The following is a 23,599-nucleotide window of genomic DNA, read 5'->3' as shown; positions in this document are numbered from 1 at the left end:
TCGTCCTCGGCGACCGGCCCGGCCAGGTATGGCCCGGTCAGCAAGCCGATCGGTTCGTTCGGGTGCGGTCCGGCGATGACCAGGGCGCTGCGGGTCCACGGCGAACAGTGTGCTGGGGCGCGGCGGTCACGGGCCTCGACGGGGCCGTGCGTTCGGCGTCCCAGCACGGGACACGCCGACCATTCGCCGCCGCGGTACCCCAGCGGACCCGGTTCACCTGCTCACGAGTGGAATCGTCTCAGTCGGCAGCGCGCTCCGTTCCAGGTCGCGAGCTGACAGGTACGCCAATGCCGGCGCGGCGGCGAAGGTGAGCGACTGCGACAGGAAACCGCCCGCCATCACCACCGAGACGATCCCGATCGGCAGTGCCGCGACCGACAACACGGCAAAAACCAGGAACAGCACCGCGAGCACGGTCTCCACGACGGCGCCCTGCAGTGCGGGGAAACTCCGTTGCCGCCGGCGGAACTTGTCGGTCCGTTGCCACATCGTCTTCCGCCCCAGAACGGCGGCGAACGACGCCACGCTGATCACGTAGAAGAGAGCCCGAGCGGCGATCGTCAGTCGAAGGAACTCGCGAGCGGTGTAGCGCAGGACCTGCCGGCACTCCGCCACGCGCAGGACCTGCTTGGTGACGAACAAGGCCGCGAACGGGACCAACCAGCCGACTGGCACGGGCCACATGTCGCCGTTCGCGATCATGGAAAGCAGGACGACCGGACCGAAGGCGAGGCCGACGAACCGAATGCCCAAGATGTAGTTCCGCAGCCCGTGGTTCGCGTGGTACAGCCGCTGCACCAGATTGAGTTGCGACGGAATCCTGCTGTTTCCGGGATAAAAAAGACGACGATGGGCGAGCCACTCCTGGACCGGCCCGTAGGTCCACCGGTATCGCTGCTTCTTGTACCCGGCCCAGGTATCCGGTATCAGCCCCCAACCGTAGGGGCGTTCGACGTAGGTCGACGTGTATCCCTGGGCGTGGATCCGGATGGCTAGTTCGGAATCCTCGGTCATGCACCACTCCGCCCATCCGCCGGCACCGTCCAGAGCGGCCAGCCGGATGACCGACATGGTGCCCACCGTGATCCCCGCGCCGTTTTCGTCGAGGCCGATCATGGCCGTGCGGAAGAAGGGGGTGTACTCCGCGTTGGCGATCCGGCCGAAGGCCGACGACTCGTAGTCGCGGTAGGCGTGCGGACACTGGACGAAACCCATGGCGGGGTCCTGGAAGTACCCGACGGTGTGGGCGAGCCAGTCCGGGTGCGCGACGTAGTCGGCGTCGACCACCCCCACCAGTTCGGTGCCGGCCGCGATGTAGGGCCGGGCCCAGTTCAACGCCCCTGCCTTGGCGCCGGCGATTCCCTCCACGTGCAGAAACCGGAATCGTGGTCCCAGCCGCGCGCAGTGCTCCGCCACCGGCCGCCACAACGCCTCGTCCGCCGTGTTGTTGTCGATCACCATCACTTCGTAGTTGGGGTAGTTGAGGCGACTCAGCGCGTCGAGAGTCCGGATGACGATCTCCGGTGGCTCCGCGTGTATCGGCACCTGCACGGAAACCATCGGCGCGTACTCCGGCGGACGAGTGCGCACCGTGCCACCCTGCCTGCGCCACCTGAACCGGAACAGCACCTGCCACGTCTCAAGGTCCACGAGCAGATCAGACGGGAGGAACACGATGGAAAGCAGCAGGCCGACCACGGTCAGCGCGATGGTCAGCACGCTGATCCCGTAATCGGCGATGAAGGTCACGAACGACACGGACCAGACGAACGACAGCACGCACATCGCCAGTTTGGTCACGATGTAGGTCGTGCCGGCCGGCCAGAAGTTGACCAGGAGATGGCCGGCCACTCCACCGGCCATTGCCCCGACCGTCGCCACGACGAGGCAGTGGAGGAAACTTCCCCCGGCTGCCACGGCGGCGAGCAAGCCCAGCGCGAAGCAGAGTACGTTGACCACCAGTACGTTGTGGTGCAGTGCGGATCGGTGCGATTGTTTCCGTCGGTGCGGATTGCACGTCAACAGAATCACACTAGCCAGCTGGGCGACGCAGAATACCGTCACCGTGCTGATTACAGCGTTCAATTACTCCAGCCCCAGGAGATTATGATTTAGCGATCAGCGTCCGCGACATGCGCCGAAACAGATATTTCGCTCATCCCTGGTGCAGTCGTGCGGCACACCGCTGTTGATGACGTCAAGGTACGGGCCGCACGAACACCTCGTCAATCAGCGGAATCAAACAGGCAGCACGTTCGAGCAAAAAGGGCACACCTGGGTCGGTGCGCGGCCACCGGCGACCACGAGTGGCCACGCGGCAGCGCCTGTCACGCACGTGCCTCGGCGCTGTGCGCGCCGAGCGCCCAGGTGGGGAAGACGTCCTTGTAGAGGCGGTAGTCGAGGACGCCGCTACCGTAGAACGCCCCGTTGGCCGCCTGCTTCGGCCACCCACGCCCGTCGTGGTCCGCGCGCAGCGCCAGGAGCCGGTCCCTCCCCCGTTGCACAGCCGGGTGATCGTCGGGCAGTCCGCCGGCCAGCAGGGCCAGCACCGCCCACGCGGTCATGGCGGCGTGGGCCTCGGGCAGTTCGGTGTGGACACCCGAGAGCATGCTCGAATGGTGCTCCGACCAACCGCCATCGCGACGCTGTGTCGCCAGCAACCAGCTGACCGCCCTGGCGATGGCCGGATCTGACCGGCTGACTCCCGCGGTGACGAGCCCTTCCAGGGCGAAGAAGGTGCCGTAGGTGAACGTGATGCCCCATTCCCCCCGGTAGCTCCCGTCGGGACGTTGCTGGGACTTCAGGTAGGCGACGCCGCGCCGAATGGCCGCGTCGATGACGCGCGCGTGCACGGAAGGACAAGCCCTGCGGAATCGGGCAAGGGCCGCGATGCACGAGCCGGTGCACTCCACATAGGAGTGATCACTCATGCAGTCGACGTAGGTCTCCGTCATGTTCAACCGCTCGAACACCCTCGGCATCCGCGCTCGTTCGTAGGTTGCGAAGCCTCCGTCACGGTTCTGCCTGCTCAAGATGAACTTCACCCCGGCAACGAGCGCGCGCACCGGCACGGGCTCGGTGACCGCGCGCAGGTCGGCGCGCTCGCGGACGACGAGCAGAGCGGACAGCGCTTCGGCGGTGCAGTCCGCCACGGGCCAGCGGTGTGCTGCGTCGGAGAAGCACCAACCACCCAGCACCGGGTCACGACCGGTGTTCTCCGAACTCGGGAGTTCCTCGGTCACCTGCTGACGGAGGAGCCAGCGATGTGCCTTGGCCACCGCTGCCCGGGCGGCGGGCGTCGACGGCGCGGCGGCACACGCGCGGAGCGCGAACGCCGTGTCCCAACTGCTGGAGCGGGCTCCGGTGAACCGCAGTCCCTCCTGGTCGTCGTGCCACCGCCAGACGTCGAACGCGAGGATCCGCCGGTGGAGTTCGGCGGTCGGTGGAGCGGACGAGGCGTGGCCGAGGTGTCCGAGCAGCCCGTGCAACACGGTGAGCCCCTGCCCGCCGCTCGCCATGCGGTCGGCCTCGGTGAGCGCGACCGACCTGCGCAGCGCGGCGCGCCGCAGCGCGGGGATCGGACGCCGCTCGTACAACGAGAGCAGGCGGTAGGCAAAGCTGACCGCGGCAGAAGGGGGCGCGCACACTTCCGGTGCGTCGAGCCGGAACCTCGCCGCCCGGAAGTCGATCGACCGGTAGGGACGGTCGTACAGCTCCGCGCGCAGCGGTTCGGTCAGCTCACCGAGGTCGAACCGCACCTTCGCGCCGTACAGCTGCGACATTCCCGCGTAGGCCTGCCGCACGTGACACGAGAACCGGTGGGGATGCAGGGGAAACCACGTCGGCGCCAGCAGGAGTTCCGGCGTTATGGGCGCGATGCCCTCGTATTCGTACAGGCCCAGCACGGCGAGCCAGACACGTGCCATTGACGGCATGTGCAGGACGGCGTTGGGACGTGCGTGCAGCCAGCGTCGCGCTCGCGCGACGAGTTCATCGTCCGGTGGGACGCCGAGCACCCGCAGTGCCACGTACGCCAGCACCGTGCCCGACGTGCTGCCCTCGCCTTCGAGGTGCACTGGCCAGGCCCCGTCGGGCAGCCGCGTGACCTCGAACTGGCGCAGGGTTCCCCGGACGTCGTCGGCGTCCATCGGCCACGGACCGGCGACGCGGCGCGCGATGACGTAGTGGGCGAGCAGGCCGGCACTCCACACCATCTCCGCTTCCCAACGCCCGTCGTCGTGCTGGAGAGCGCAGAGGTCGTCGAGCGGGCTCGACGTCTGAAGGGCGGTCATGCGGTCCTCTCCGCAGTTCGGCGACATCAACCGAACTGACCGTGCTGGTGTCCTGGGGATGTACCTGGTTGCTCCGGGCCCGGCGGTCGGCGCGGGCAGCCGATCGGCCGGAACGAGCCACGCATCGGGTGGTACCGGTGCCGCGCCGGCTTTCCCATCACTGGTCCGAGCGCGCTTCCGACCGGGCCGAGGTGTGCCGCCGCCACACTGTTGGTGCCGCGACAGCCGGCTTCTCCCACGTCGGGAGTGAGGGTGTCGCCGCATCGTATTCCGGTGGCCGGGCAGCTCGCACCGGTGCAGCCGCCGCCGGGCCGCGCGGCCACGGATCTTTGCCGCTCCGGGCAGCAGCAGGGGGCGCGTGGCGGTCTGGGTGTGCCGAGGCGGACGGTCAGCGCCGTTCGTGGTCCGACCGGCCGCGCGGAGCCGAGGTGTCGCGCCCCGTCGGTCGCCGCGACACGGGGAACGTCACCCGGCCGTACCGCTACTCCGCGCCGACCGCGAACAGCGCGGTGAGCAGGTCGTCGGCTTCCTCGTCGGCCAGTGCTTCCCGCAGGGTGTCGAGGTAGGCCGTGCGGGCTTCGTGCACCTTGCGCCGGCCTTTCTCGGTGATCTGCGTGTAGACGCCCCGGCGGTCGTTGTAGCAGTGGTAGCGCTCGGTCAGCCCCTCCCGTTCCAGACGGGCCACCAGGCGGCTCAGCGAACTCTGGTTGAGCGGCACGGCGTCGGCGAGCACCTGTTGGCGGAGGTGGCCGCCGTCGTCGGAGAACTGGAGCGCGGCGAGGGCGGTGTACTCGGACAGCGACAGCCCGTACGGGCTCAGGGCGCGTTCGAGCCGCTCGTTGATCCGGCCCACCGCCAACCGGAGGCGGTGCCACCGGCGCTCGGTCTCGGTCGGCAGTTCGATCCGGGGCTGGGGACCCGCGGCCTGCGGCATGGGGGCACCTCCTTCGCTGGACCAAGTTTGCACCAGCAGCACTGCCCTGAACAACAGATGTACGTGCATAGTCTTGACACTCATACTAGGTCGAAAACAAACTATGCACGTACATACTCTCACCGGTCGTTCAGTCGTGACGGCCGTATCCACGAAAGGGGCCGGTGCGATGCCACTCGCACTCGTCGCGCTGATGATCAGCAGTTTCGGCATCGGCACAACGGAGTTCGTGATCATGGGCCTGCTGCCGGAGATCGCGCAGGACCTGTCGGTCGGCATCACCACCGCGGGTCTGCTCGTCTCCGGCTACGCGCTGGGCGTCGTCATCGGCGGTCCGGTGGTCACGGCGCTGGGCACCAAGCAGTCCCGCAAGACCATGCTCGTGCTGCTGATGGTGCTGTTCATCGTCGGCAACCTGTTGTCCGCGCTCGCTCCCGGCTACGCCCTGCTGATGGCCGGCCGGGTGCTGGCCGCGGTCTGCCACGGCGCGTTCTTCGGCATCGCCTCGGTGGTCGCGGCCGACCTGGTGGCACCGGACAAGCGCTCCCGCGCCATCTCGCTGGTGTTCACCGGGCTCACCGTCGCCAACGTGGTCGGCGCGCCGCTGGGCAACTGGATCGGCCAGTCCCTCGGCTGGCGCGCCACGTTCTGGATGATCACCGTTATCGGCCTGGTCAGCCTGGTCGGCGTGATCGCGATGGTGCCCGCGACGCCCAAGCCGACCGACGCCCACCTCGGCCGCGAACTGGCCGTGTTCAAGCGCCCGCAGGTGTGGCTCGCGCTGGGTACCGCGGCGCTGTCCATCGGCGCGCTGTTCGCCTCGTTCAGCTACATCGCCCCGCTGCTGACCGAGGTCACCGGCTTCTCCACCGGCACCATCACCCCGCTGCTGGTGCTGTTCGGCATCGGCCTGGTGGCGGGCAACCTGATCGGCGGCCGGTTCGCCGACCGCGCCCAGTTGCCCACCCTGTACGTGGCGCAGGCGCTGCTCGCCGCGGTGCTGCTGGCCTTCGTGGTGACCTCGGCCAACAAGGTCCTCGCGGTGATCACGCTGGTGCTGCTGGGCGCGGCCGGCTTCGCCACCGTGCCGGGCTTCATGACCCGGGCCATCGACAAGGCCGCTGGCGCGCCAACGCTGGCCTCGTCCGCCGCCGCGTCAGCCGCCAACCTGGGCATCTCCGTGGGCGCCTACCTCAGCGGCCTCGCCATCGACGCGGGTGGCGGCTACACCTCGCCCAACCTGGTCGGCGCGGCGATGGCCGTGGCCGCGCTCGTGGTGACCCTGGTGTCCGGGGCACTGCAGAAGCGCGAGACGGCGGCCGCGCCGGCACCGACCTCCGCGTGACCGCGCCGCGCGGCACGTCAGCGCCCGGTGCGCGTCGAGCCAGCGCACCGGGCGCCGGCGGCCCTGAGTGGTCCACTGTGGACAACTCCGCCACTGGTGCAGTCGACCTGGCTGGCGTCGCCGAACTCGACGTCGGGTGGCGGCTGGGGTATTCCGGTCGAGCCGGCGTCGCCGGGTTCGACCCGGTTTTCGAGGCGTGGGGCGGGTTCCGGTCGGTCGGGCGGGTCAGGCGGTGGGGTCGGGGGCCGGTGCGGACCGGGCGGTCGCCAGGCGGTGTCCCAGTTCGGACAGGGCCAGGGCGAGCACGGCCACCACGGCACCGATCAGGCTGATCCACCGGGCGCCGATGGCGCCGATGCCCACCGCCCCGATGACGCCGGAGAAGGCGATGGCGAGGTAGAGGAACGCCGCGTTGAGCGAGATGAGCAGGGGGGCCGAGGCGGGGTTCAGCGCGATGAGCCGGGACTGCTGGGGCGCGGTGATGCCCCACGCCGCGATGCCGTAGACCACGGTGATGACGAGGGCGGCGGCGAACGAGCCGGTCGCGAACGGGAGGACGACGAGGCTGACCGCGAGCAGCGCGACGGCGCCGCCGACCACCAGGCGCGCGCCGAACCGGTCGGCCAGCGTGCCCGCGTAGTAGTTGCCGGCCGTGCCGGTCAGGCCGAAGGCGAACATGAGCACGGCCAGCCGCGTGCCGTCGCCGCCGGTGGCGGGGGCGAACACCTCGGCCATGTAGGTGTAGACGACGTACGCGGCGGTGAACGCGACCAGAGTGGTGGCCAGGACGACGACCACGCGGCGGTCGCCCAGTGGTGCGAGGCGCTGGCGCAGTCCGCCCGGGGCCGGCACGGACACCCGGGGGACGAGGGCGAGGACGCCGATCAGGCTCAGCACGGTGAGCACGGTGATGAACCACATCGTCGCCCGCCAGCCGAGCGCGCTGCCCACCACGGTGCCGATCGGCGCGCCCAGCGCGGTCGCGGCGGTCAGTCCGGTGGTGACGGCGGCGATGGCCCGGCCGCGGCGCTCGGCGCCCACCAGTGCGGAGGCGGTGACGCTGGCCGCCGGGATGTACAGGCCGGCGCCGGAGGCGGCGACGACCTGGGCGATCAGCACCCACGGGAAGCTCGGGGCGAGCCCCGTCCCGACGACGCCGAGCAGGTAGAGCAGGACGGACAGCTTCAGCACCCGGTGGCGCGGCCAGACAGCGGTGAGGGTGGCCAGGATCGGGGACATCACGGCGCAGGTCAGCGCGAAGACGGTGACGACCTGCCCCGCCGTGGCGATGGAGACGCCCAGTGACTTGCTGAACTCGGGCAGCACGCCGGCGAGGACGAACTCGTCGGTACCGATCGCGAAGGTGCCGAAGCCGAGCATCAGGACGCTCCGCCAGTGCGACGTGTCCGAGCCCTGTCCCGGTGTGGCGGCCGATGTGCTGCCGCCACTGTCCTGGGTGGACGGACGAGTCATGAACCCTCCTCGGTACCGATCGGTTCCATTCTGGCGAACGGTACCGATCGGTTCCGTCTTGGGTCAAGGGTGGCCGTGTCCGCTACCGCTCCGCGAGCAGCGCGCGCAGGGCCCTGTTCTGTTCCTCCAGTTCGGTGATGCGCGCCCGAACGGGCGCGAGCGCCTCGGCGAGTTCGGCCTCGGAGTAGCGCGGGGTGATGTGCTGGTGGCAGTTCCAGTTGAAGCCCTCGACGCGGATGAGCATCAGCCGTTCCACCCGCCCGTCCGTGCGCCGCTCCGTCAGCTTCCGCGTCAGCTCCGGATCGTCGTCGAGGGTGGCGATCCGCGCGTGCCCGAAGATCTTCAGGCGCGCCTGGTGCGGGTAGTCCATGAAGAAGAGGGCCACCCGACCGTCGGCGCGGACGTTGCCGGTGGTGATGTACTGCCGATTGCCCCGCACCTCGGCGAACGCCAGCGTCTGCTCGTCCAGCACGTGCACGAAGCCCGCCGGACCGCCGCGGTACTGCACGTACGGCCAGCCGGTCTCGCTGACGCTGGCCAGGTAGAACCCGTCCCTGGCGGCGATGAACGCCGCCTCGTCCGGGCCGAGCGGATCCGGAGCGTCGCCTCCCGCGAGGGCGCGGGCGCCCACCGAGGCGCTGCCGTTCTGCTCCTGTTCACGGCGCACGCTCTCGGTGTACGCCAGGTGTGCGTAGCGGCTCATCTACCGTCCTGCCTCCTCGGTGTCCGCGGGGTCGTCCGTGTCCGCCGGCCCGTCCGTGTCCGCCGATCTGTCCGTGCCCGCCGGGTCGTCCGTGTCCGCCGGGTCGTCCGTGTCCGCCGGGTCGTCCGTGTCCGCCGGGTCGTCCGTGCTCGCCTGGTCGTCCGCGGTCGCCGGTTCGGCGTCGAGGATGGCGGCGAGCAGACCGGGGAAGCGCTCGTCGAGTTCCTGCCGGCGCACCTTGCTGACCCGGGAGTTGCCGCGCAGTTCCGTCTCGATCACGCCGCTCTCCCGCAGCGTGCGCAGGTGGTGGGTGACCGTGGACCGCGCGACCGGGAGGTCGAGTGCGCCGCAGGGCGCCTCGCCGACCTGGGTCAGGATCCGCACGATCGCCCTGCGCACCGGGTCGGCCAGGGCGTGGAGCACGGTGCCGACGTCCACGCGGGCCAGGTCCGGCTGCGGCAGCCGAACGCCTTCCGACGCGCCCATCCGCACCCCCACTAGTTCGGTGATCAACGAATCTGACGATACACATCGAACTAGTGGTGGCCGTGGCGGTGGAACACGTCATGGGACGCGGCGACTGCCTGTGCCCGTCCCCGTGGCAGGTGCGGGGGTCTCAGGGCTGGATGTTCTCCAGGTCCGCGATCAGGCTGGGGTGCGTGGGCTGCCAGCCGAGAACCTCGCGGGTGTGGGTGCTGGTGGCTGGCTGGTCCATGGCGAAGATCGGGCCGAACGGGCCGAAGTTCTCCTGCGGTACCGCCTCGACCGGCAGGCCCAGTCGCCGGCCGATGACGGTGGCGATGTCCCGCACCGCGTCGCCCTCATCGGCTACGGCGTGCCAGGCGGTCCCGGCGGGTGCTGATTCGAGGGCCAGTCGGAACAGGACCGCCGCGTCGAGCGCGTGCACGGCGGGCCAGCGCTGCGTTCCGTCGCCGGGATAGCCGGACACGCCGGTGCGGCGTGCCTGGTCGGTCAGCAGGCCGGCGAACCCGCCCTTGCCCTCGTTGTGGACCGTGCGTGGCATGCGCACGGCCGTGGCGCGAACCCCGCGTGCGGCCAGCGCCAGCAGCGCGTTGACCGAACGGCCGCGGCCACCGACCGGTCCGTCGGTCGGCAGCGGGTCGGCCTCGGTGGCGGCGCGGCCCGGCACCCACGGTGTTCCGGAGACGGTGACGATCGGACGGTCACTGCCGACGAGTTCTTCCCCCAGTGCGGCCATGGCGGCGCTCTCCTCGGCGATCGACTGGGCCAGGGCCGCCTCGGTGCTGTAGTCGCTGCCGAACGCCAGGCTGATCACGCCGTCGCATCGCGCGGCACCAGCCCGCAGGACGTCGAGATCGGCCAACTGCCCGCGCAGCACCTGGGCACCGGCGTCCGTCAGGGCCTGCGCCGACTTGTCCGAGCGGGCCAGCGCGAGAACCGTGTGGCCGTTGGCGAGCAGTTCGGCGACGACGGCGGAGCCGATGGTGCCGGTTCCGCCGGTGACGAAGACGTGCATGGAACTCTCCCGAAGTGATGGGACTTTTGTCCCGTCACTGTACACAGTGATGGGACCTTTGTCCCATCACTTATGATGGGCTCATGGGCCGATGGCAACCGGAGACGACCGAGCGACTCGTCGTCGCGGCCGTCGACCTGTTCACCGAGCAGGGGTACGACGCCACCACGGTGGCGCAGATCGCCGAGCGGGCCGGCGTCACCAAGAGCACGTTCTTCCGGCACTTCGCCGACAAGCGGGAACTGCTGGTCGCCGGCCAGGAGACCCTGAGCCGGTTGCTCGCGGAGGGGATCGCCGAAGCGCCCGACGACGCCAGTCCGCTCGACGCGGTCGCGGCCGGTCTCGAACGCGCGTCCAGCGCCATGGGGCCGACGAACCGTGAACTCGGCCCCCGGCTGAGGGCGGCCGTGGCGGCCAGCACCGAGCTTCAGGAACGGGACGCCCTCAAGAGCGTCGGTCTCGCTGCCGCCATGACCGGCGCGCTCATCGCCCGCGGCGTCCCCGACCCGACCGCGCACGTCGCGGCCGAGCTGGGAGTTCTCGCCTTCAAGCGGGGCTACGCGCAGTGGTCCGAAGGCGACCGTGATGATCCACGAGGGCTCGCGCACCACGCGGTGGCCGCGTTGCGGGAGCTGCGCGAGGCAACAGCGTCGCTGGGTTGACCAGTCCGGCGGTCGACCAGGTACTTCGCGCGCGCCGCCGCAGGCCGTCACCGCTGGGAGCGCACCGCGTCGTCGGTCAGACCCGGTTGCCCGGGTACCACGGGGTTGGCCTGGGGAGCCAGCGCGGGACGTGGGCGCGGTACTCGGCGTAGTCGGCGCCGAACTGGGTGGCCAGCCAGCGTTCCTCGCGCAGCGGCACGAAGGTCATGACAAAGGCCGCGAAGCACCCGAACCACAGCAGGAGGGTCCAGGACCACAGCATGACCGCCTCCCCGAGTTGCACCGAGAAGACGGCGGTGTACATCGGGTTGCGGACGTGCCGGTAGGGGCCGGTCACCACCAGCCTCTTCGGCGCGTCGAGCGGGGACAGCGTGCCCTTGCCCCGCTTGGCGAAGAGCACCACCGTCCAGCAGAACAGCGCCAGGCCGAACGCCGTGAGCAGCGCCCCGGCGGTGATGGCCACCGCCCGCGCGCCGGGTGCCAGGCTCAGCCCGTCCCCGCGTCCGACGGTCACCAGGAGCATCGCCGGGATCAGCACGGCCATCACGCCAGGGAACATCGCGATCGCCTTGAACTGCCGCCACCACCACATCGACACCACTCCAATACCGGACGACTTCGTCCATCCACAGTGAGTTCAGCTGAAGCGGAAAACGGTTCCGGGTGAACCGCGCGGGAGAACGCATCGCCAGCCGATCACGCGGTCACACCCGGGCTTCCCGGTGAAGCCCGTAGTCGTCACCGCGGTGGGCTGGCGACTCCTCGGTTGCCGCCGAATGCTAACACCTGATGGCCAACACGTGTTGGCAAACGGGGTGACGACCGCGCGGTGTGCGGAGAGGACCGGGGGAGTGGCGCGGGAAGCCGGGACAGGCGGTGGGAGCGCGGGAAGGTCGAACGGAGAGAGCGGGCCGGCGGTCAGCCGCGTGGCGGGACGGGCGCGAGGATCCGGGCCGCGGCTGGACGCGCGCCGCGGCACCGGTGTCGGCGGCGGCGAGCCGTCCGGAGGGCGAACGGGCTCACCGGTCGCCTGGTGCGCGGGTTCGTTTCCGAACCCCGGTTCACGACCGGCGGGTCCGCCGCTCCCGCCCGCCGGTCTTCGCCGCGCGCTTCACCGGGAGCGGGCCGGTGAGGATGTGGTCCACGATCTGGGTCGTGATCGCGACCAGATCCTTGTCGCTCAGCCTGGCCACCGGTGGCAGCCGGAGGATGTGCCGGGACAGCGCGACACCGAGCAGGTGCGTGCTCAGCAGGCCGGCGCGCAGGTCGGTCTCGGCGCCGTGGCCCAGCAGCTGGCGGACCATGACCGTCACCTGGTTGGCGAACACGGCGCGGAGCCGTTCGGCCGCGTCCTCGTGCGTCACGGCCGAGCGCAGCAGGATGGTGAGCGGGCCGTCGTCATCGTCGCGCCACATCGTCACGAAGTGGTTCGCGAGCAACCCGGCCACTTCGTCATCGGGGACGTCGGTCAGGTCGGGCAGCCTGAGGTCGACGGCCACGGCCGCCGCGAACAGCTTGTCCTTGCTGCCGTAGTAACGCATCACCATGGACGGATCGGTGTTGGCGTCCGTGGCCACCTGGCGGATGGTGGTGCGGTCGTAGCCCTGCTCGGTGAAACGCGCGCGGGCCGCGCTGAGGATCGCCTCCCGGGCAGCCAGGGAACGGTTCGTGAAAGGCACCCGCTGACCCTATGCCAACACGCGTTGTCGAAGCGCGACACCGCCGGTGGAACCTCCGCCGTCACCGTCTCCGGGTGATTCGACCGGCGCCCGGTTCGGCTCGCGGCCCAGCCCGACCGGGTCGTGCGGGTCGAGGGCCCGGCGGGAGGGTGAGTTCGGCTCGGCGGTGTAGACGTACCGGGTGGTGTCGGGGTCACCGGGCAGGGCGAGGGTCTCGTACTCGACGGTCAGCTTCCCGACGAGCGGGTGCCGCAGCCGCTTCGAGCCGTGCGTGCGCTGGTGGACCCGGTGCTGCGCCCACCACTGGTCGAACTCGCGGCTCTGCTCGCGCAGTTCGGTGACGAGGGCGGTGGTGGCGCTGTCGTCGGGGTCGCGGCCGACCTCGAACCGGGGGCTCTCGACCACGGCCCGGGCCATGTCCGGCCAGTCCACGAACAGTGCCCGGGCATCCTCGTCGAGGAACATCCAGCGGGCGTAGCTGCGGTGCTTCGGCGGCATCCGGTCGAAGTCGGCGAACAGCGCCCTGGCCATCCGGTTGGCGGCCAGGATCTCGGTGCGGCGGCCGAGCACGAGCGCGGGCTCACCGTCGAGCGAGTCGAGCAGCTGGTAGAGCCCGGGCCGGAGCCCGTCGGGCGGCAGACCCGCCCGGGACGGGTCGAGCTGGCCACGTGCCCGCCGCAGGAAGTCAGCGAGTTCGCGGTTGGGTCCGGCCATACCGCCGATTGTGGCCGACATCGACCGGTCGTGACTGGACCGGAGAGTCCTAGGTTGCCGCGTCCTCGTCCGCACAGGGCGCGACATGAGCGTCCACAGTGGCTTCTCGCGGACCACGCTGGAACCACGCCGGAACCGGGCGCCGCCCGGATCGGATCTCCGGTGGCACTTCGAGCAAGGGACCACGATGAGCTTTCCCACCGACCGACCCGCGACCTGGTTCGTGACCGGAACTTCCCGAGGCCTCGGCCTCGAACTGGTCAGGCAGCTGCTCGGGCGCGGCGACAACGTGGCCGCGACGACGCGCTCGACCGAGCGGCTGAGCGCCGCGCTCGGTGACCGCGTCGACACGTCCCGCCTGCTGCCGCTCGCCGTCGACCTGCGCGACGCCGAGGCGGTCACCCGGGCCGTCCACCGGACCGGCGACCGCTTCGGTGGCCTCGACGTCGTCGTCAACAACGCCGGCTACGGCTTCCTGGCCGCGGTGGAGGAGACCAGCGACCGCCACGTCCGCGCCCTGCTCGACGTCCAGGTCGTCGGCGTGTGGAACGTGCTGCGCGCCGCCCTGCCGATCCTGCGGGAGCAGCGCGGCGGCCACATCGTGAACGTGTCGTCGATCCTCGGCCTGACCGCGTTCCCGGGCTGGGCGCTCTACTGCGCCGGCAAGTTCGCCCTGGAAGGCCTCAGCGAGGCCCTCGCCGCCGAGGTCGCCGACTTCGGCATCGAGGTCACCATCGTCGAACCCGGCTACTTCCGCACCGACTTCCTCACCACCGAGTCGATCGCGCTGCCCGCCACCACGACGGACGCCTACCCGGCCATCCGCGAGATGACCACCGACCACCTGAACCTGCAGGGCAGCCAGCTCGGCGACCCGGTCAGGGGCGCCGAGGCGATCATCAGCCAGGTCGTCAGCGGTGGCGGGCCACTGCGTCAGCTGCTCGGCTCGGACGCGCACTCCTACGCCACCGCCAAGGTCGACGCCCTGCGCGCGAACGTTCGCCGCCGACACCTGGCAGCACACTGACGGCTCGATGTACCCGAGCGGTTACTGGACCGAGGAAGTAGCGGCGCCGCACGAAAAACACGCCAAGGCCGGTCACACCGTTGACCTCGCGTCCCCTGGCGGCGTGCCTCAGCCCGCTCGACAGGCACACGCTGTCCCCGAGATCGCTGGATCCGTGCGCCACGCGCTCGACGAGGTCGACATCGACGACTACGTCGCGATGGTGCTGCCGAGCGGGCCCGGCCCAGTGAGCGAGCTGTATCAGGACCTTGACCTGGGTCGACTGCTCGCCGCCGCGGGACACGGCCGGGAAGCTCATCGCTATCGCCCCCTCACCCTCGCCGGGATATCCGCACGGCCAGGTGACTGTGCCTAGTCCTAAGTAGACCATCGTTGTTGTCGTGTGTTGAGCAAGGCAAAAACTTCGTCGGGAATGGGTGGGATGGGCGACTACCGGGGTACGCCCGCGACTTCTCGCCGCTGTTGTTCGCGCGGATCGACGTTGCGGCAGAGCATGTCCGCTCACGCAGTATGAAATAGGTTGAGCTGGTCTCGTGGCATCACATCCAGAGCGACCCAAATAATACGTGATAATTTTTTTCGCACTTCGATGGTTCCAGGTGCCGCCAGGCGTGCCCCTGTCCCGAGTCGGTTCACCTGCTGGTGGCCTGTCGTTCCTCGCCTTGCGTCGGCCGGTACAGCCGACGCAAGGCAGATGTGATCAGCTACCTGCGGAGTCATGTGTCCTCCGCCGATCGAGCTGCCGGGTATTAGCTGAGGGAGAACGCGTGCAAAGTGGAGGCCTGATCAGTGCTGCGGCGGCCTGGCTGGTCAGCTTCCTCGTTGGGCTGACCTCCGCTGCGGCCTGACAAGCCTATGACGGAAGGTTGGGCGGTTTGGCGGTGATCTGGAGATCGTGTTCGAGTGACTGTGTATTGTAGTGTGGGATATTTCGACACCGAACTTTCGTCGGCGGCGCTCATAGCGTCTTGGTAACGCCCGGTAACAGGTAGACCATCGTTGGGTATATCGGATACAACGGTGCCCACAATCCAGCAGGCCGTCGCACCGATGGGAGCAAGGGGGACTCGTGGTCGAGTGGAGCCGGACCGTACCGACCGAGGGCAGTATCGAACTGCCGCCCGATCCTCGGGCGATGGACGGCCTCGGTCGTAACCACTCGTTGCCGACAGCCCTCGCTGACCTGGTCGACAACTCGATCGACGCGGGCGCGACGCGGGTCCTTATCCGTCTCGTTAAGGTCGACGAACGCCTGACCTCGCTTTACGTTGTCGACAACGGTCGCGGGATCGCTCCGGAGGCGATCGACTCCGCGATGACCGTAGGCGGGCGGCGCGAGTACGCCGATGGTGATCTCGGTCACTTCGGGCTGGGGCTCAAGGCGGCGTCGTTCAGTCAGGCCAGAAGCCTGACGGTGATGTCGCGGGCGGCGGGACGCGAAGCGGTCGGGCGGCGTTGGCGTCTGGAGGCCAGTGGCCAGCGCGGTTTCGCCTGCGATGTGGTTCCCGCCGCGTTCGTTAGTTCCGAGTTGGAGCGGGACTGGCGGATCCAGGTGGGCGACAGCGGGACCGTGATCCGCTGGGACGATGTGCTCGCTTTTCCCGCGACCAGCGATCCGCGTCGTGTCGATGAGTACATCGATCACACGGTCACTAGTGCCTGCCAGCATATCGGAATGGTATTCCATCGATTCCTTGAGCAAGAGCGGCTGAGTGTCGAATTCGATGTGTATGAGGTCACCACTGGATTTGTGGGGCCGCCAATCCCTGTTGGGCCACTGAATCCATTTGGGTATCCACGCTCTGGTCGATCTGATTTCCCGCAGACTCTGACGGCTGAAGAAAACGGCTTGAAGTTGGTTTTTCGTTGTCATCTGTGGCCCGGGCGCTCAGGAAGCTCCTCGTTCCATTTGACGGGAAACCCGGACGACCATCAGGGTCTTTACTTCTACAGGCGTGACCGTCTCTTGCAGGCAGGTGGCTGGGAAGGTGTCCACGCACCTAATTCGAAGCTCCGCTTGGCGCGTGTCGAGGTGGACATCGACAACGACGTCGCAGGCCTGTTCCGAATGAATCCGGAGAAGTCGCGGGTGCACGTGGGACCAGAGTTCGCGCGGCTGGCCGCTTCGGCTCGGTCAGCCAGCGGGCTCAGCCTCAACGAGTACTTCGACCTTGCGGAGGCGCTGTACACGGAGTCGAGGAAGCGCTCGGCCAAGCGGACACCGATGGTTCATCCAGGTGTAGGGTTGCCACCCCGTGTCCGTGACACGATCAAGCGCGAGATCCCTGAGAAGCCCGGTGAGGATCCCATCGACATCCGCTGGGACACGTTCGCCGACGAACTGCTATTTCGCGTTGACCGCGATCAACGTACATTGTGGCTCAACAAGCGGTACCGCAAGATGCTGCTCGGCGGCAAGCATGGCGGCCTGAACGACCTGCCTCTGCTGAAGTCGCTGCTGTACCTGCTTGTCTCCAACGTGTTCGAGGGCAATCACCTCGGCCCGAAGGACAAGGACAACATCGCACTGTGGCAGACGATCCTGACGGCCGCGGCACGGGCCGAACGCCAATGACATCGGATACACCGATCGACAAACGTCACGTCTCCGCCGAGAACTTCGGCCGGCTGCTCGGCGGCGGAGTACCCGTGGTTCTCCCGAGCCCAGGTACGCCGGAGGCGTTCGTGTTCATCGAGCCACGTGTGCCGGAGGTGGGCCTTCGGATCGAGATGTCGACCGACGGTGACGCCCCTGATACGGGGCTGCGCAACATCTTCGCTCGGATCGCGCTCCGCGAGGGAAAGCGGTTCTTCGAGGTCGTCGTGACAGCACCGGAACTCTTTCGTGACGCCTATCCGGTCCTCTGCTCCATCGCGGACCGGGTTCAGCTCGGCGGCATGTCACCGGCCCGCGCGTTGCACGCGACCCTCGACCGGATGTCATCCCTGCTGCGGGCGCCCGAATCCCTGTCTAGAGAGCGTGAGGTCGGTCTGTTCGGCGAGTTGCTGGTCCTCGGTGGACTGATCGATCGACTGGGCACCGCGAAGGCGGTCGAAGCTTGGCGCGGCAGCCAGTCCGAGGAACACGACTTCGCACTTCCCGACCTCGACGTTGAAGTCAAAACGACAACGTCTGAGTCGCGTACGCACTGGGTCGAGTCGTTGACGCAGCTGGTACCCAAGGTCGGGCGCCCGCTTTGGCTCGTTTCACACCAGCTCACAACCGCGGGTGCGGTTGCCGGTAACAGCTTGCCGGGCCTCGTCGAGGCCATCTCCACGCGAATCGGTCCTGGTAGGTACCACGACGTCTTCGAGAACGCGCTGTCCTGTGCCGGGTGGCGGGATGACTACCGGGAACGCCTGACGACACGCTGGACCCTGCGATCAGCCAGCCGTGGTTACCACGTGGCTGGAGCCTTCCCCCGCCTCACCCCGGATGACCTGCGAGACAAGGGCGTCGTCATCGACCGCGTCACAGCAATCCGCTACCGGATCGATCTCGACGGCTTCGTGGACCCATACGAAACACCGGAAATCATCCGAATCGCCTGTGCCTTCGAAGGATGGACATGATCAGCGCACTCGTCCAGGCGTACACCAGCGCGTTGCGTGCGATGGAGGACGGCGCGCCACGAGGCCTTGTCCGGCGCGCCCAGGTTGAAGCGGACGACCTCGATCCCGGCCTCGACGTTTCGGAAGCACGGTTGCGCGCCCATTTGGCGGCCAGCGGTCCCGACGACAAGCTGCGCCTCGACCTGCACCTGAATCTCGCGAAGTGGGACAACGCGCCGGTGCAGGGCAACTCGTGGGCTGGCGGCACCGAGCCGAACACGGAGGAACGCCGGGCACGAGTGATCGAGGCACTTCAGCTCGGTCCCGAGACCGCGGCTGAGATCGCCCGGCACTTTCCGCTCGCCAAGGGTGACGGGACGACGGTGATCGCGGGGCCGTGGGATCCGTGGTACACGGAAGAAGTCAAGCGGGCGCGCGACTTTTACTGGGGGCACTACGTCGACTATCTGCGCACCCGACGCGGGTGGCACGCCGACGCGATCGCCAATCTCGACACGGCCACCACACGTGTGGTCGAGCGTCTGATCGACCCGTCTCGCTCCAAGGCGGGGCAAACCAAGGGCTTGGTCGTCGGATACGTGCAGAGCGGCAAGACCGCCAACTTCACCGGTGTGATCGCGAAGGCGATCGATGCCGGGTACCGCCTCGTCATCGTGATGACCGGTACCACGAACATCCTGCGTGAACAGACACAGCGACGGTTGGACATGGAGTTGGTCGGCCGCGAGAACATCCTGCGCGGCACCGACGAGAACGACCCGGACGCGGCTCAGTTCATCGACTACCTGGACGACGAGGACTGGATCGCGGACCGCTTCGTCCGGCACGGCGCTTGGCCGTCGGAGATCGGCAGGCCGGACATTCATCGGATGACGAACCGGCGTTTCGACTACCGGCGTCTGCAACAGGGTCGGTCGGCGCTGGAGTTCGAGCGTCGAGACCGCACCAAGCCCCTCTGGCACCCTGAGAACCTCTTCACTAGCGATGCTCGCTTGATCATCGTGAAGAAGAACACCACAGTGCTCAACAACCTCGTCAAAGACCTGAAGAACACAGCGGACCGGCTTGAGAACATCCCGGCTCTGATCATCGACGACGAGTCCGACCAGGCGTCCATCAACACGACCGACCCGAGGAAGTGGTACGAGGACAAGAAGGAACGCACTGCCATCAACAAGCATCTGTCCACCCTGCTCAGGTTGCTTCCCCGCGCGCAGTACATCGGCTACACCGCCACCCCCTTCGCGAACGTCTTCGTCGACCCCACGGACGCCGAGGACATCTTCCCCAAGGACTACCTCATCTCCCTGGAGCGCCCACTTGGGTACATGGGCGCCGAGGACTTCCACGATCTCGACCTCGATCCGGACGTCGAGCGGAACTTCCGCAACTCGAAGGAAAAGGCGCATCTCCGGCTGTTGGACGACTATCGAGACGACGAGGACGACAGCAAGCTCCGAGCAGCCCTCGACTCGTTCGTCCTGGCCGCCGCGATCAAGCTGTACCGCGAGGCTGAGGGCTCTGGTCACTTCAAACATCACACGATGCTGGTGCACGAAACGATGCGGACAGCCGACCAGCGGGAGCGCGCGGCGGCCATTCAGTACCTGTGGAGAGGCGCGGGCTACCTGAGTGGACGCGCCCACGATAGGCTTCGGACACTCTTCGAGAACGATTTCGCGCCGGTTTCAGAGGCGCTCGCACTGGGGTATGCGATGCCGTCCCGGTTCGACGAGCTGACGAGGTTTCTCGGCGAAGCCGTCCGCAAGATCGCGCCCAATGGTAATCCCGTGTTGGTGGTGAACAGCGACAAGGACATCGAGCAGGAAGACTTGGACTTCGACAAGAGGTCCGTGTGGCGTGTGCTTGTCGGAGGCAACAAGCTCGCTCGTGGGTTCACCATCGAAGGGCTCACGATCACCTACTACTCGCGGAAGGTCAAGCACGCCGAAGCGCTTATGCAGATGGGGCGGTGGTTCGGGTTCCGGAAGGGGTACCGCGACCTGGTTCGACTGTTCATCACCCCTGATGTGCGAGACGCGTTCGAGGCGGCCTGCCGGGATGAAGAGCACTTCCGGAATGAGCTGCGGCAATACGCCACCATGGTGGACGGGCGGCCGGTGTTCACACCATATGACATCCCGCCGCTGGTGACTCGCCACGGCCTTCGGCCCACCGCTGCCAACAAGATGTACAACGCGAGGCTGGTGGAGCGGCGGACTCCGACCAAGGAACCGAGTTCTGGTTACCCGTTGCTCACTGACCAGGCCGCCCTCGACCACAACATCGACGCCTGCGTCCCCTTGCTCAAGGCTGCTCAGAAGGTGGTCTCCCTTCCCGCCGGCAATCGGACCTTCGAAGCCTTCCTCGGTGAGGTGTCCCACCAGGAGATGGTGTCCGTCCTGAGTGAACTGAAGTGGGCGCGGCCTGACACGTTCACCGCAGACCTGGCGTGGATCGCGAGTCTGCGCGAGGAGGTCATCGACCGGTGGGACATCATGCTCCCGCAACAGAAGACCGGTAGGCGGGTCAACATCCGCGGCATCGGTGAGTTCACCGTTCATGGTCGGACTGTTGGCAGGGACGAGAGTATCCGAGGTAACTCCGAAAGCGCGCACCGTGTGGCGATCAAAGATATTCCGGGTAGGACACCCACCTCGGGCTGCGCGATCCTCTACCCCGTAATGAAGAAGAACGAACTCGACCGGGAGCTAGTGACAGACGGTTACCCCACCCGACTGGTGATGGCGCTCATGCTCCAGCTTCCAGATGGCGCGGTCCCGGCCGACCGCCGGCCCTTGGTGTACCAGGTGGTCGTTCCCGAGAAGCCCTTGTACGCGATCGTCGAGGCGTGACCGCATCCCCGCCTGCCGCAAGGCGGACACCATGTCTGCCTTGCGGTACGGCCGTCATATGGCGCGGTAAGCTCCCCCGCATGTCGGCTGTCCCCAATCCACCGGAGCGTACGTCGGTGGAGCTGTTCGCGGGCGGTGGGGGCTTGGCGATGGCCGTCCACCGCTCAGGTTTCCGGCCGTTGCTGCTCAACGAGTTCGTCAAGTACGCCTGCGACACGTTGGAAGCCAACGGAGCCGTTCCTCGAGGCGATGACGAGCGGATCCCGGAGCCTGGCGAGCGGACGCCCTTGGCGCGCGGCGATGTCCGTCAACTCAAGATGGGCTATCTGGAAGGCATGGTCGACCTCCTCGCGGGCGGACCACCGTGCCAACCGTTCAGCCTTGGTGGTGTCGCCAAGGGCGACGAGGACAAGCGGAACATGTTCCCGGAGATGTTCCGCGCGATTCGAGAGATCAAGCCAAAGGCTTTCATCTGCGAGAACGTTCGTGGTCTTCTGCGGCCGTCCTTCAAGCCGTACTTCGACTACATCATCAGAGAGTTGATGTTCCCGTTTGAGGAGCGCGACCCCGAGGCCACTTGGCTCCAACACGACGCCATACTCAAAGGCAAGGAGGAACGTGGCGACGCCAAGGCCGCCGAGCGGTACCGGGTGTTCACATTCCCCGTGAACGCCGCCGACTACGGTGTCCCGCAAATCCGGAACCGTGTCGTCATCGTCGGATTCCGCGGTGATCTCGACATCGACGAGGAGCTGCTGAGAGCAGCCACCAAACCGACCCATTCCAAGCAAGCACTCCTCCGCTCGATGGCTTCTGGGGAGTACTGGGACCGTCATAACAGTGTCGTGGGCAGAGCCAAGGTTCCACCGCACGTGATCAGGCATGTCATGGGCGAAGTGCAGGCCGCTCTACCGTTCGAGGAGGCGGCCGAGGGGCTGAAGCCTTGGCGTACCCTGCGCGACGCCCTGGCGGGTGACGATGGCGCCGATCCGCTTCCGGACGTACCCTGGAACAGACTCGACCGGAAGCAGTACGACGACATGCCCAAGGAACACATCGGCTGGCCGGACGCGCGTATCTACCCAGGGCATACGCCGAACGTTCTCGATCGTCCCGCGAAGACCGTCAAAGCGGGGGTTCACGGCGTGCCGGGCGGTGAGTCCGTGATGTTGACCGATACGCTCGTCAAAGGAACCGGAAAGTCCCGCGAATATCGGCACCGGTACATGACGGTTCGTGAGACGGCTCGGGTGATGACCTTCCCGGACGAATGGGTGCTGTGCGGTCCGCGAGGCGAGCAAATGCGGCAACTCGGCAATGCCGTTCCGGTCCTGTTGGGTGAGGTGTTCGCGAAAGCGGTGGCGACAGTGCTAGGTGATGCCGAGAAGCGGCTGTGAGCGAGGTGTCCCCCCGGGCTTGGAAACCGAAGCCCGGCCGATCGAGAGCGCTGGTCAACGCTGAGCAGGACAAGGCGGCGGGCGGCCCCCACAGGCGTGCGGTGGATCTAGGTGCAGGGCGGACCGCTCGGGGAACGGTCGTGCTCAAGGCGTCGCTGGCGACGGGGTGCGTTCGCGCGTACCTGAGGTGGCAGGACCGGGGTCGCACCGTCTCCAGGTCACTGGGCGTGGTCGAACACCGCACACGATCGGCCAACCTCTCCGAAGGCTGGGAGAAGGCCCGCGCGTTGGGACTCGTACGGGACGAGATGCTGCCAGCTGAATCGTGGGCGTCCTCGCGTGAGGTACGGGCTTCGATGAGAGGCAATCGGGGACGGGACACCAGTCCAGAACTCCAGTTGCGCGCGGAACTCCACGCGCGTGGCCTGCGGTATCGGGTGTCGGTGCGGCCACTGCGGGAGTTGCGGCGAACCGCCGATGTTGTCTTTCCCAAGGACCGACTGGCGGTGTTCGTGGACGGATGCTTCTGGCACGGCTGCCAGGAACACCATCGTCCAGCGAACACGAACTCCGAGTTCTGGAGTAAGAAGATCGCTGACAACAAACGGCGTGACATCGAGACGAATCAGTTGCTGGTGGAGCGCGGGTGGACAGTGATCCGGTGCTGGGAACACGAGGACCCGAAAGCTGTGGCGGATCGCGTCGTCACCGCGCTCGGGCGTTCTGAACAACGGGGCTGAAGTGAGGGGGATCCGTGCCGGAGATCTCGATTCCGAAGGAAGTCAGGGAATCTGTAATCCGTGAACTCTACCGCCAGGTGGGGTCGTTGGACTGGGAAGGGATTTCCAGTCGTGAACGAACCGCCTACTACACGCGCTGGGTGGAGGACGAAGCGATCGGGGGTGAGCTGGCGGACTACTACACGGCTGAAGGCATGCGCGTCTGGCTCAAGGACGGTCCGCTGAAGGAGTACGCCCGGGCCTTGGAGAACTTCGGTTCATACGCCATGTACGCCACGAAGCGACTGTCGCCCGCCGACGAGTTCATCGTCGAGTTGCTCGGCGATAGGTGGAGGATCAAGCCTGGCTCGATCCAGGAGAAGCCCATGCACTGCGTGGTTACCGACGGGACGCGGGAGCGTTACGTCTGCTGGGGACGGCCACGCACCTTTAGGGACCTGCTGTGGGCGGCCGTCAACAACGCGGTGACCGCGCCGTCCAAGCCGCTGATCGTCGTGTACCTGACCGATGAGGCTGTCGTCGAGGAGAAGCAGAAGCGTCAGCATGAGCTGATCGCGAAGCACTGCTCGCTCGACCTCGCTTATGTGCGTCGCCGGTTGGAAACCCTGCCGCAGGAGCGTTCCTAGTCGGTTCAGTGGGGGCGGTCGTGGTTGTTCTGTCATGACGACGAGGCTGACTGACGATCAGGCGGATCAGGTTTGGACACG

20 protein-coding genes are annotated in these 23,599 nt (G+C 67.5%); 10 read left to right on the top strand and 10 right to left on the bottom strand.

Features of this window, described 5'->3' with window-relative positions:
- Positions 1-213: 213 nt before the first annotated feature.
- The 3 genes from LX83_RS30645 to LX83_RS30635 all read right to left on the bottom strand — a co-directional run bounded on the left by LX83_RS30645 (position 214) and on the right by LX83_RS30635 (position 5,226).
- Positions 214-1,959, bottom strand: a complete 1,746-nt coding sequence (locus tag LX83_RS30645; RefSeq protein WP_253777691.1) for a glycosyltransferase — start codon at positions 1,957-1,959, stop codon at positions 214-216.
- Between the two features lie 368 nt (positions 1,960-2,327).
- Positions 2,328-4,292: a prenyltransferase/squalene oxidase repeat-containing protein gene (locus LX83_RS30640; RefSeq protein ID WP_253777689.1), complete on the bottom strand. Its 1,965-nt coding sequence runs from the start codon at positions 4,290-4,292 to the stop codon at positions 2,328-2,330.
- Between the two features lie 481 nt (positions 4,293-4,773).
- Entirely contained in the window at positions 4,774-5,226 is a 453-nt protein-coding gene (locus tag LX83_RS30635) for a MarR family winged helix-turn-helix transcriptional regulator (protein ID WP_253777687.1), read from the bottom strand.
- 169 nt (positions 5,227-5,395) lie between these two features.
- Here LX83_RS30635 and LX83_RS30630 point away from each other — a divergent pair, with 169 nt between their 5' ends.
- Entirely contained in the window at positions 5,396-6,571 is a 1,176-nt protein-coding gene (locus LX83_RS30630; protein WP_253777685.1) for an MFS transporter, read from the top strand.
- Between the two features lie 225 nt (positions 6,572-6,796).
- On the opposite strand, the gene LX83_RS30625 is transcribed toward LX83_RS30630, so the two are convergent.
- The 4 genes from LX83_RS30625 to LX83_RS30610 form a co-directional block, all read right to left on the bottom strand.
- Positions 6,797-8,044, bottom strand: a complete 1,248-nt coding sequence (locus LX83_RS30625) for an MFS transporter (protein ID WP_253777683.1) — start codon at positions 8,042-8,044, stop codon at positions 6,797-6,799.
- An 82-nt stretch (positions 8,045-8,126) separates the two neighbouring features.
- A complete protein-coding gene (locus LX83_RS30620) occupies positions 8,127-8,747 on the bottom strand; it encodes a pyridoxamine 5'-phosphate oxidase family protein (RefSeq protein ID WP_253777681.1) in 621 nt (206 codons plus the stop codon).
- Positions 8,748-9,260, bottom strand: coding sequence for an ArsR/SmtB family transcription factor (locus LX83_RS30615; RefSeq protein WP_253777680.1), 513 nt, complete (start codon positions 9,258-9,260; stop codon positions 8,748-8,750).
- 103 nt (positions 9,261-9,363) lie between these two features.
- The gene (locus tag LX83_RS30610; protein WP_253777679.1) at positions 9,364-10,245 is read right to left on the bottom strand and encodes an SDR family oxidoreductase; all 882 of its coding nucleotides are present in this window, start codon (positions 10,243-10,245) and stop codon (positions 9,364-9,366) included.
- Between the two features lie 83 nt (positions 10,246-10,328).
- On the opposite strand from LX83_RS30610, the gene LX83_RS30605 reads away from it, so the two are divergent.
- Positions 10,329-10,907, top strand: a complete 579-nt coding sequence (locus LX83_RS30605; protein WP_253777678.1) for a TetR/AcrR family transcriptional regulator — start codon at positions 10,329-10,331, stop codon at positions 10,905-10,907.
- A gap of 76 nt (positions 10,908-10,983) precedes the next feature.
- On the opposite strand, the gene LX83_RS30600 is transcribed toward LX83_RS30605, so the two are convergent.
- The 3 genes from LX83_RS30600 to LX83_RS30590 all read right to left on the bottom strand — a co-directional run bounded on the left by LX83_RS30600 (position 10,984) and on the right by LX83_RS30590 (position 13,300).
- On the bottom strand, positions 10,984-11,466 hold the full coding sequence (locus LX83_RS30600) for a methyltransferase family protein (protein ID WP_253777677.1): 483 nt from the start codon (positions 11,464-11,466) through the stop codon (positions 10,984-10,986).
- Positions 11,467-11,968: 502 nt separating this feature from the next.
- Positions 11,969-12,586, bottom strand: a complete 618-nt coding sequence (locus LX83_RS30595) for a TetR/AcrR family transcriptional regulator (RefSeq protein ID WP_253777676.1) — start codon at positions 12,584-12,586, stop codon at positions 11,969-11,971.
- Between the two features lie 9 nt (positions 12,587-12,595).
- Entirely contained in the window at positions 12,596-13,300 is a 705-nt protein-coding gene (locus LX83_RS30590; RefSeq protein ID WP_253777675.1) for an MmyB family transcriptional regulator, read from the bottom strand.
- 187 nt (positions 13,301-13,487) lie between these two features.
- Here LX83_RS30590 and LX83_RS30585 point away from each other — a divergent pair, with 187 nt between their 5' ends.
- The 8 genes from LX83_RS30585 to LX83_RS30550 all read left to right on the top strand — a co-directional run bounded on the left by LX83_RS30585 (position 13,488) and on the right by LX83_RS30550 (position 23,518).
- A complete protein-coding gene (locus LX83_RS30585) occupies positions 13,488-14,327 on the top strand; it encodes an SDR family NAD(P)-dependent oxidoreductase (protein ID WP_253777674.1) in 840 nt (279 codons plus the stop codon).
- 7 nt (positions 14,328-14,334) lie between these two features.
- Complete coding sequence (locus tag LX83_RS30580; protein ID WP_253777672.1) at positions 14,335-14,682, top strand: type 1 glutamine amidotransferase family protein; 348 nt, start codon at positions 14,335-14,337, stop codon at positions 14,680-14,682.
- A gap of 714 nt (positions 14,683-15,396) precedes the next feature.
- A complete protein-coding gene (locus tag LX83_RS30575; protein ID WP_253777670.1) occupies positions 15,397-16,902 on the top strand; it encodes an ATP-binding protein in 1,506 nt (501 codons plus the stop codon).
- The gene (locus LX83_RS30570) at positions 16,857-17,900 is read left to right on the top strand and encodes a PD-(D/E)XK motif protein (protein WP_253777669.1); all 1,044 of its coding nucleotides are present in this window, start codon (positions 16,857-16,859) and stop codon (positions 17,898-17,900) included. Before LX83_RS30575 ends, LX83_RS30570 begins: the two co-directional genes overlap by 46 nt.
- On the top strand, positions 17,897-20,755 hold the full coding sequence (locus LX83_RS30565; RefSeq protein ID WP_253777667.1) for a Z1 domain-containing protein: 2,859 nt from the start codon (positions 17,897-17,899) through the stop codon (positions 20,753-20,755). Before LX83_RS30570 ends, LX83_RS30565 begins: the two co-directional genes overlap by 4 nt.
- A 116-nt stretch (positions 20,756-20,871) precedes the next feature.
- Positions 20,872-22,152, top strand: coding sequence for a DNA cytosine methyltransferase (locus tag LX83_RS30560; RefSeq protein WP_308204080.1), 1,281 nt, complete (start codon positions 20,872-20,874; stop codon positions 22,150-22,152).
- Between the two features lie 227 nt (positions 22,153-22,379).
- On the top strand, positions 22,380-22,892 hold the full coding sequence (locus LX83_RS30555) for a very short patch repair endonuclease (RefSeq protein ID WP_308204079.1): 513 nt from the start codon (positions 22,380-22,382) through the stop codon (positions 22,890-22,892).
- Between the two features lie 14 nt (positions 22,893-22,906).
- Positions 22,907-23,518: a hypothetical protein gene (locus tag LX83_RS30550; protein ID WP_253777665.1), complete on the top strand. Its 612-nt coding sequence runs from the start codon at positions 22,907-22,909 to the stop codon at positions 23,516-23,518.
- The last annotated feature ends 81 nt before the right edge of the window (positions 23,519-23,599 follow it).

Source organism: Goodfellowiella coeruleoviolacea (assembly GCF_024171785.1).
GTDB lineage: Bacteria > Actinomycetota > Actinomycetes > Mycobacteriales > Pseudonocardiaceae > Goodfellowiella > Goodfellowiella coeruleoviolacea.
Note: the sequence above shows the minus strand (reverse complement) of the source record. Positions and strands in the feature narration are given on the sequence as shown.

Excerpts from the sequence above, each read along its gene's own strand:
- LX83_RS30605 (WP_253777678.1), top strand. The coding sequence starts at position 10,329 with ATGGGCCGATGGCAACCGGAGACGACCGAGCGACTCGTCGTCGCGGCC.
- LX83_RS30625 (WP_253777683.1), bottom strand. The coding sequence starts at position 8,044 with ATGACTCGTCCGTCCACCCAGGACAGTGGCGGCAGCACATCGGCCGCC.
- LX83_RS30600 (WP_253777677.1), bottom strand. The coding sequence starts at position 11,466 with ATGTTCCCTGGCGTGATGGCCGTGCTGATCCCGGCGATGCTCCTGGTG.
- LX83_RS30585 (WP_253777674.1), top strand. The coding sequence starts at position 13,488 with ATGAGCTTTCCCACCGACCGACCCGCGACCTGGTTCGTGACCGGAACT.
- LX83_RS30565 (WP_253777667.1), top strand. The coding sequence starts at position 17,897 with ATGATCAGCGCACTCGTCCAGGCGTACACCAGCGCGTTGCGTGCGATG.
- LX83_RS30590 (WP_253777675.1), bottom strand. The coding sequence starts at position 13,300 with ATGGCCGGACCCAACCGCGAACTCGCTGACTTCCTGCGGCGGGCACGT.
- LX83_RS30580 (WP_253777672.1), top strand. The coding sequence starts at position 14,335 with ATGTACCCGAGCGGTTACTGGACCGAGGAAGTAGCGGCGCCGCACGAA.
- LX83_RS30640 (WP_253777689.1), bottom strand. The coding sequence starts at position 4,292 with ATGACCGCCCTTCAGACGTCGAGCCCGCTCGACGACCTCTGCGCTCTC.
- LX83_RS30635 (WP_253777687.1), bottom strand. The coding sequence starts at position 5,226 with ATGCCGCAGGCCGCGGGTCCCCAGCCCCGGATCGAACTGCCGACCGAG.
- LX83_RS30620 (WP_253777681.1), bottom strand. The coding sequence starts at position 8,747 with ATGAGCCGCTACGCACACCTGGCGTACACCGAGAGCGTGCGCCGTGAA.
- LX83_RS30630 (WP_253777685.1), top strand. The coding sequence starts at position 5,396 with ATGCCACTCGCACTCGTCGCGCTGATGATCAGCAGTTTCGGCATCGGC.
- LX83_RS30610 (WP_253777679.1), bottom strand. The coding sequence starts at position 10,245 with ATGCACGTCTTCGTCACCGGCGGAACCGGCACCATCGGCTCCGCCGTC.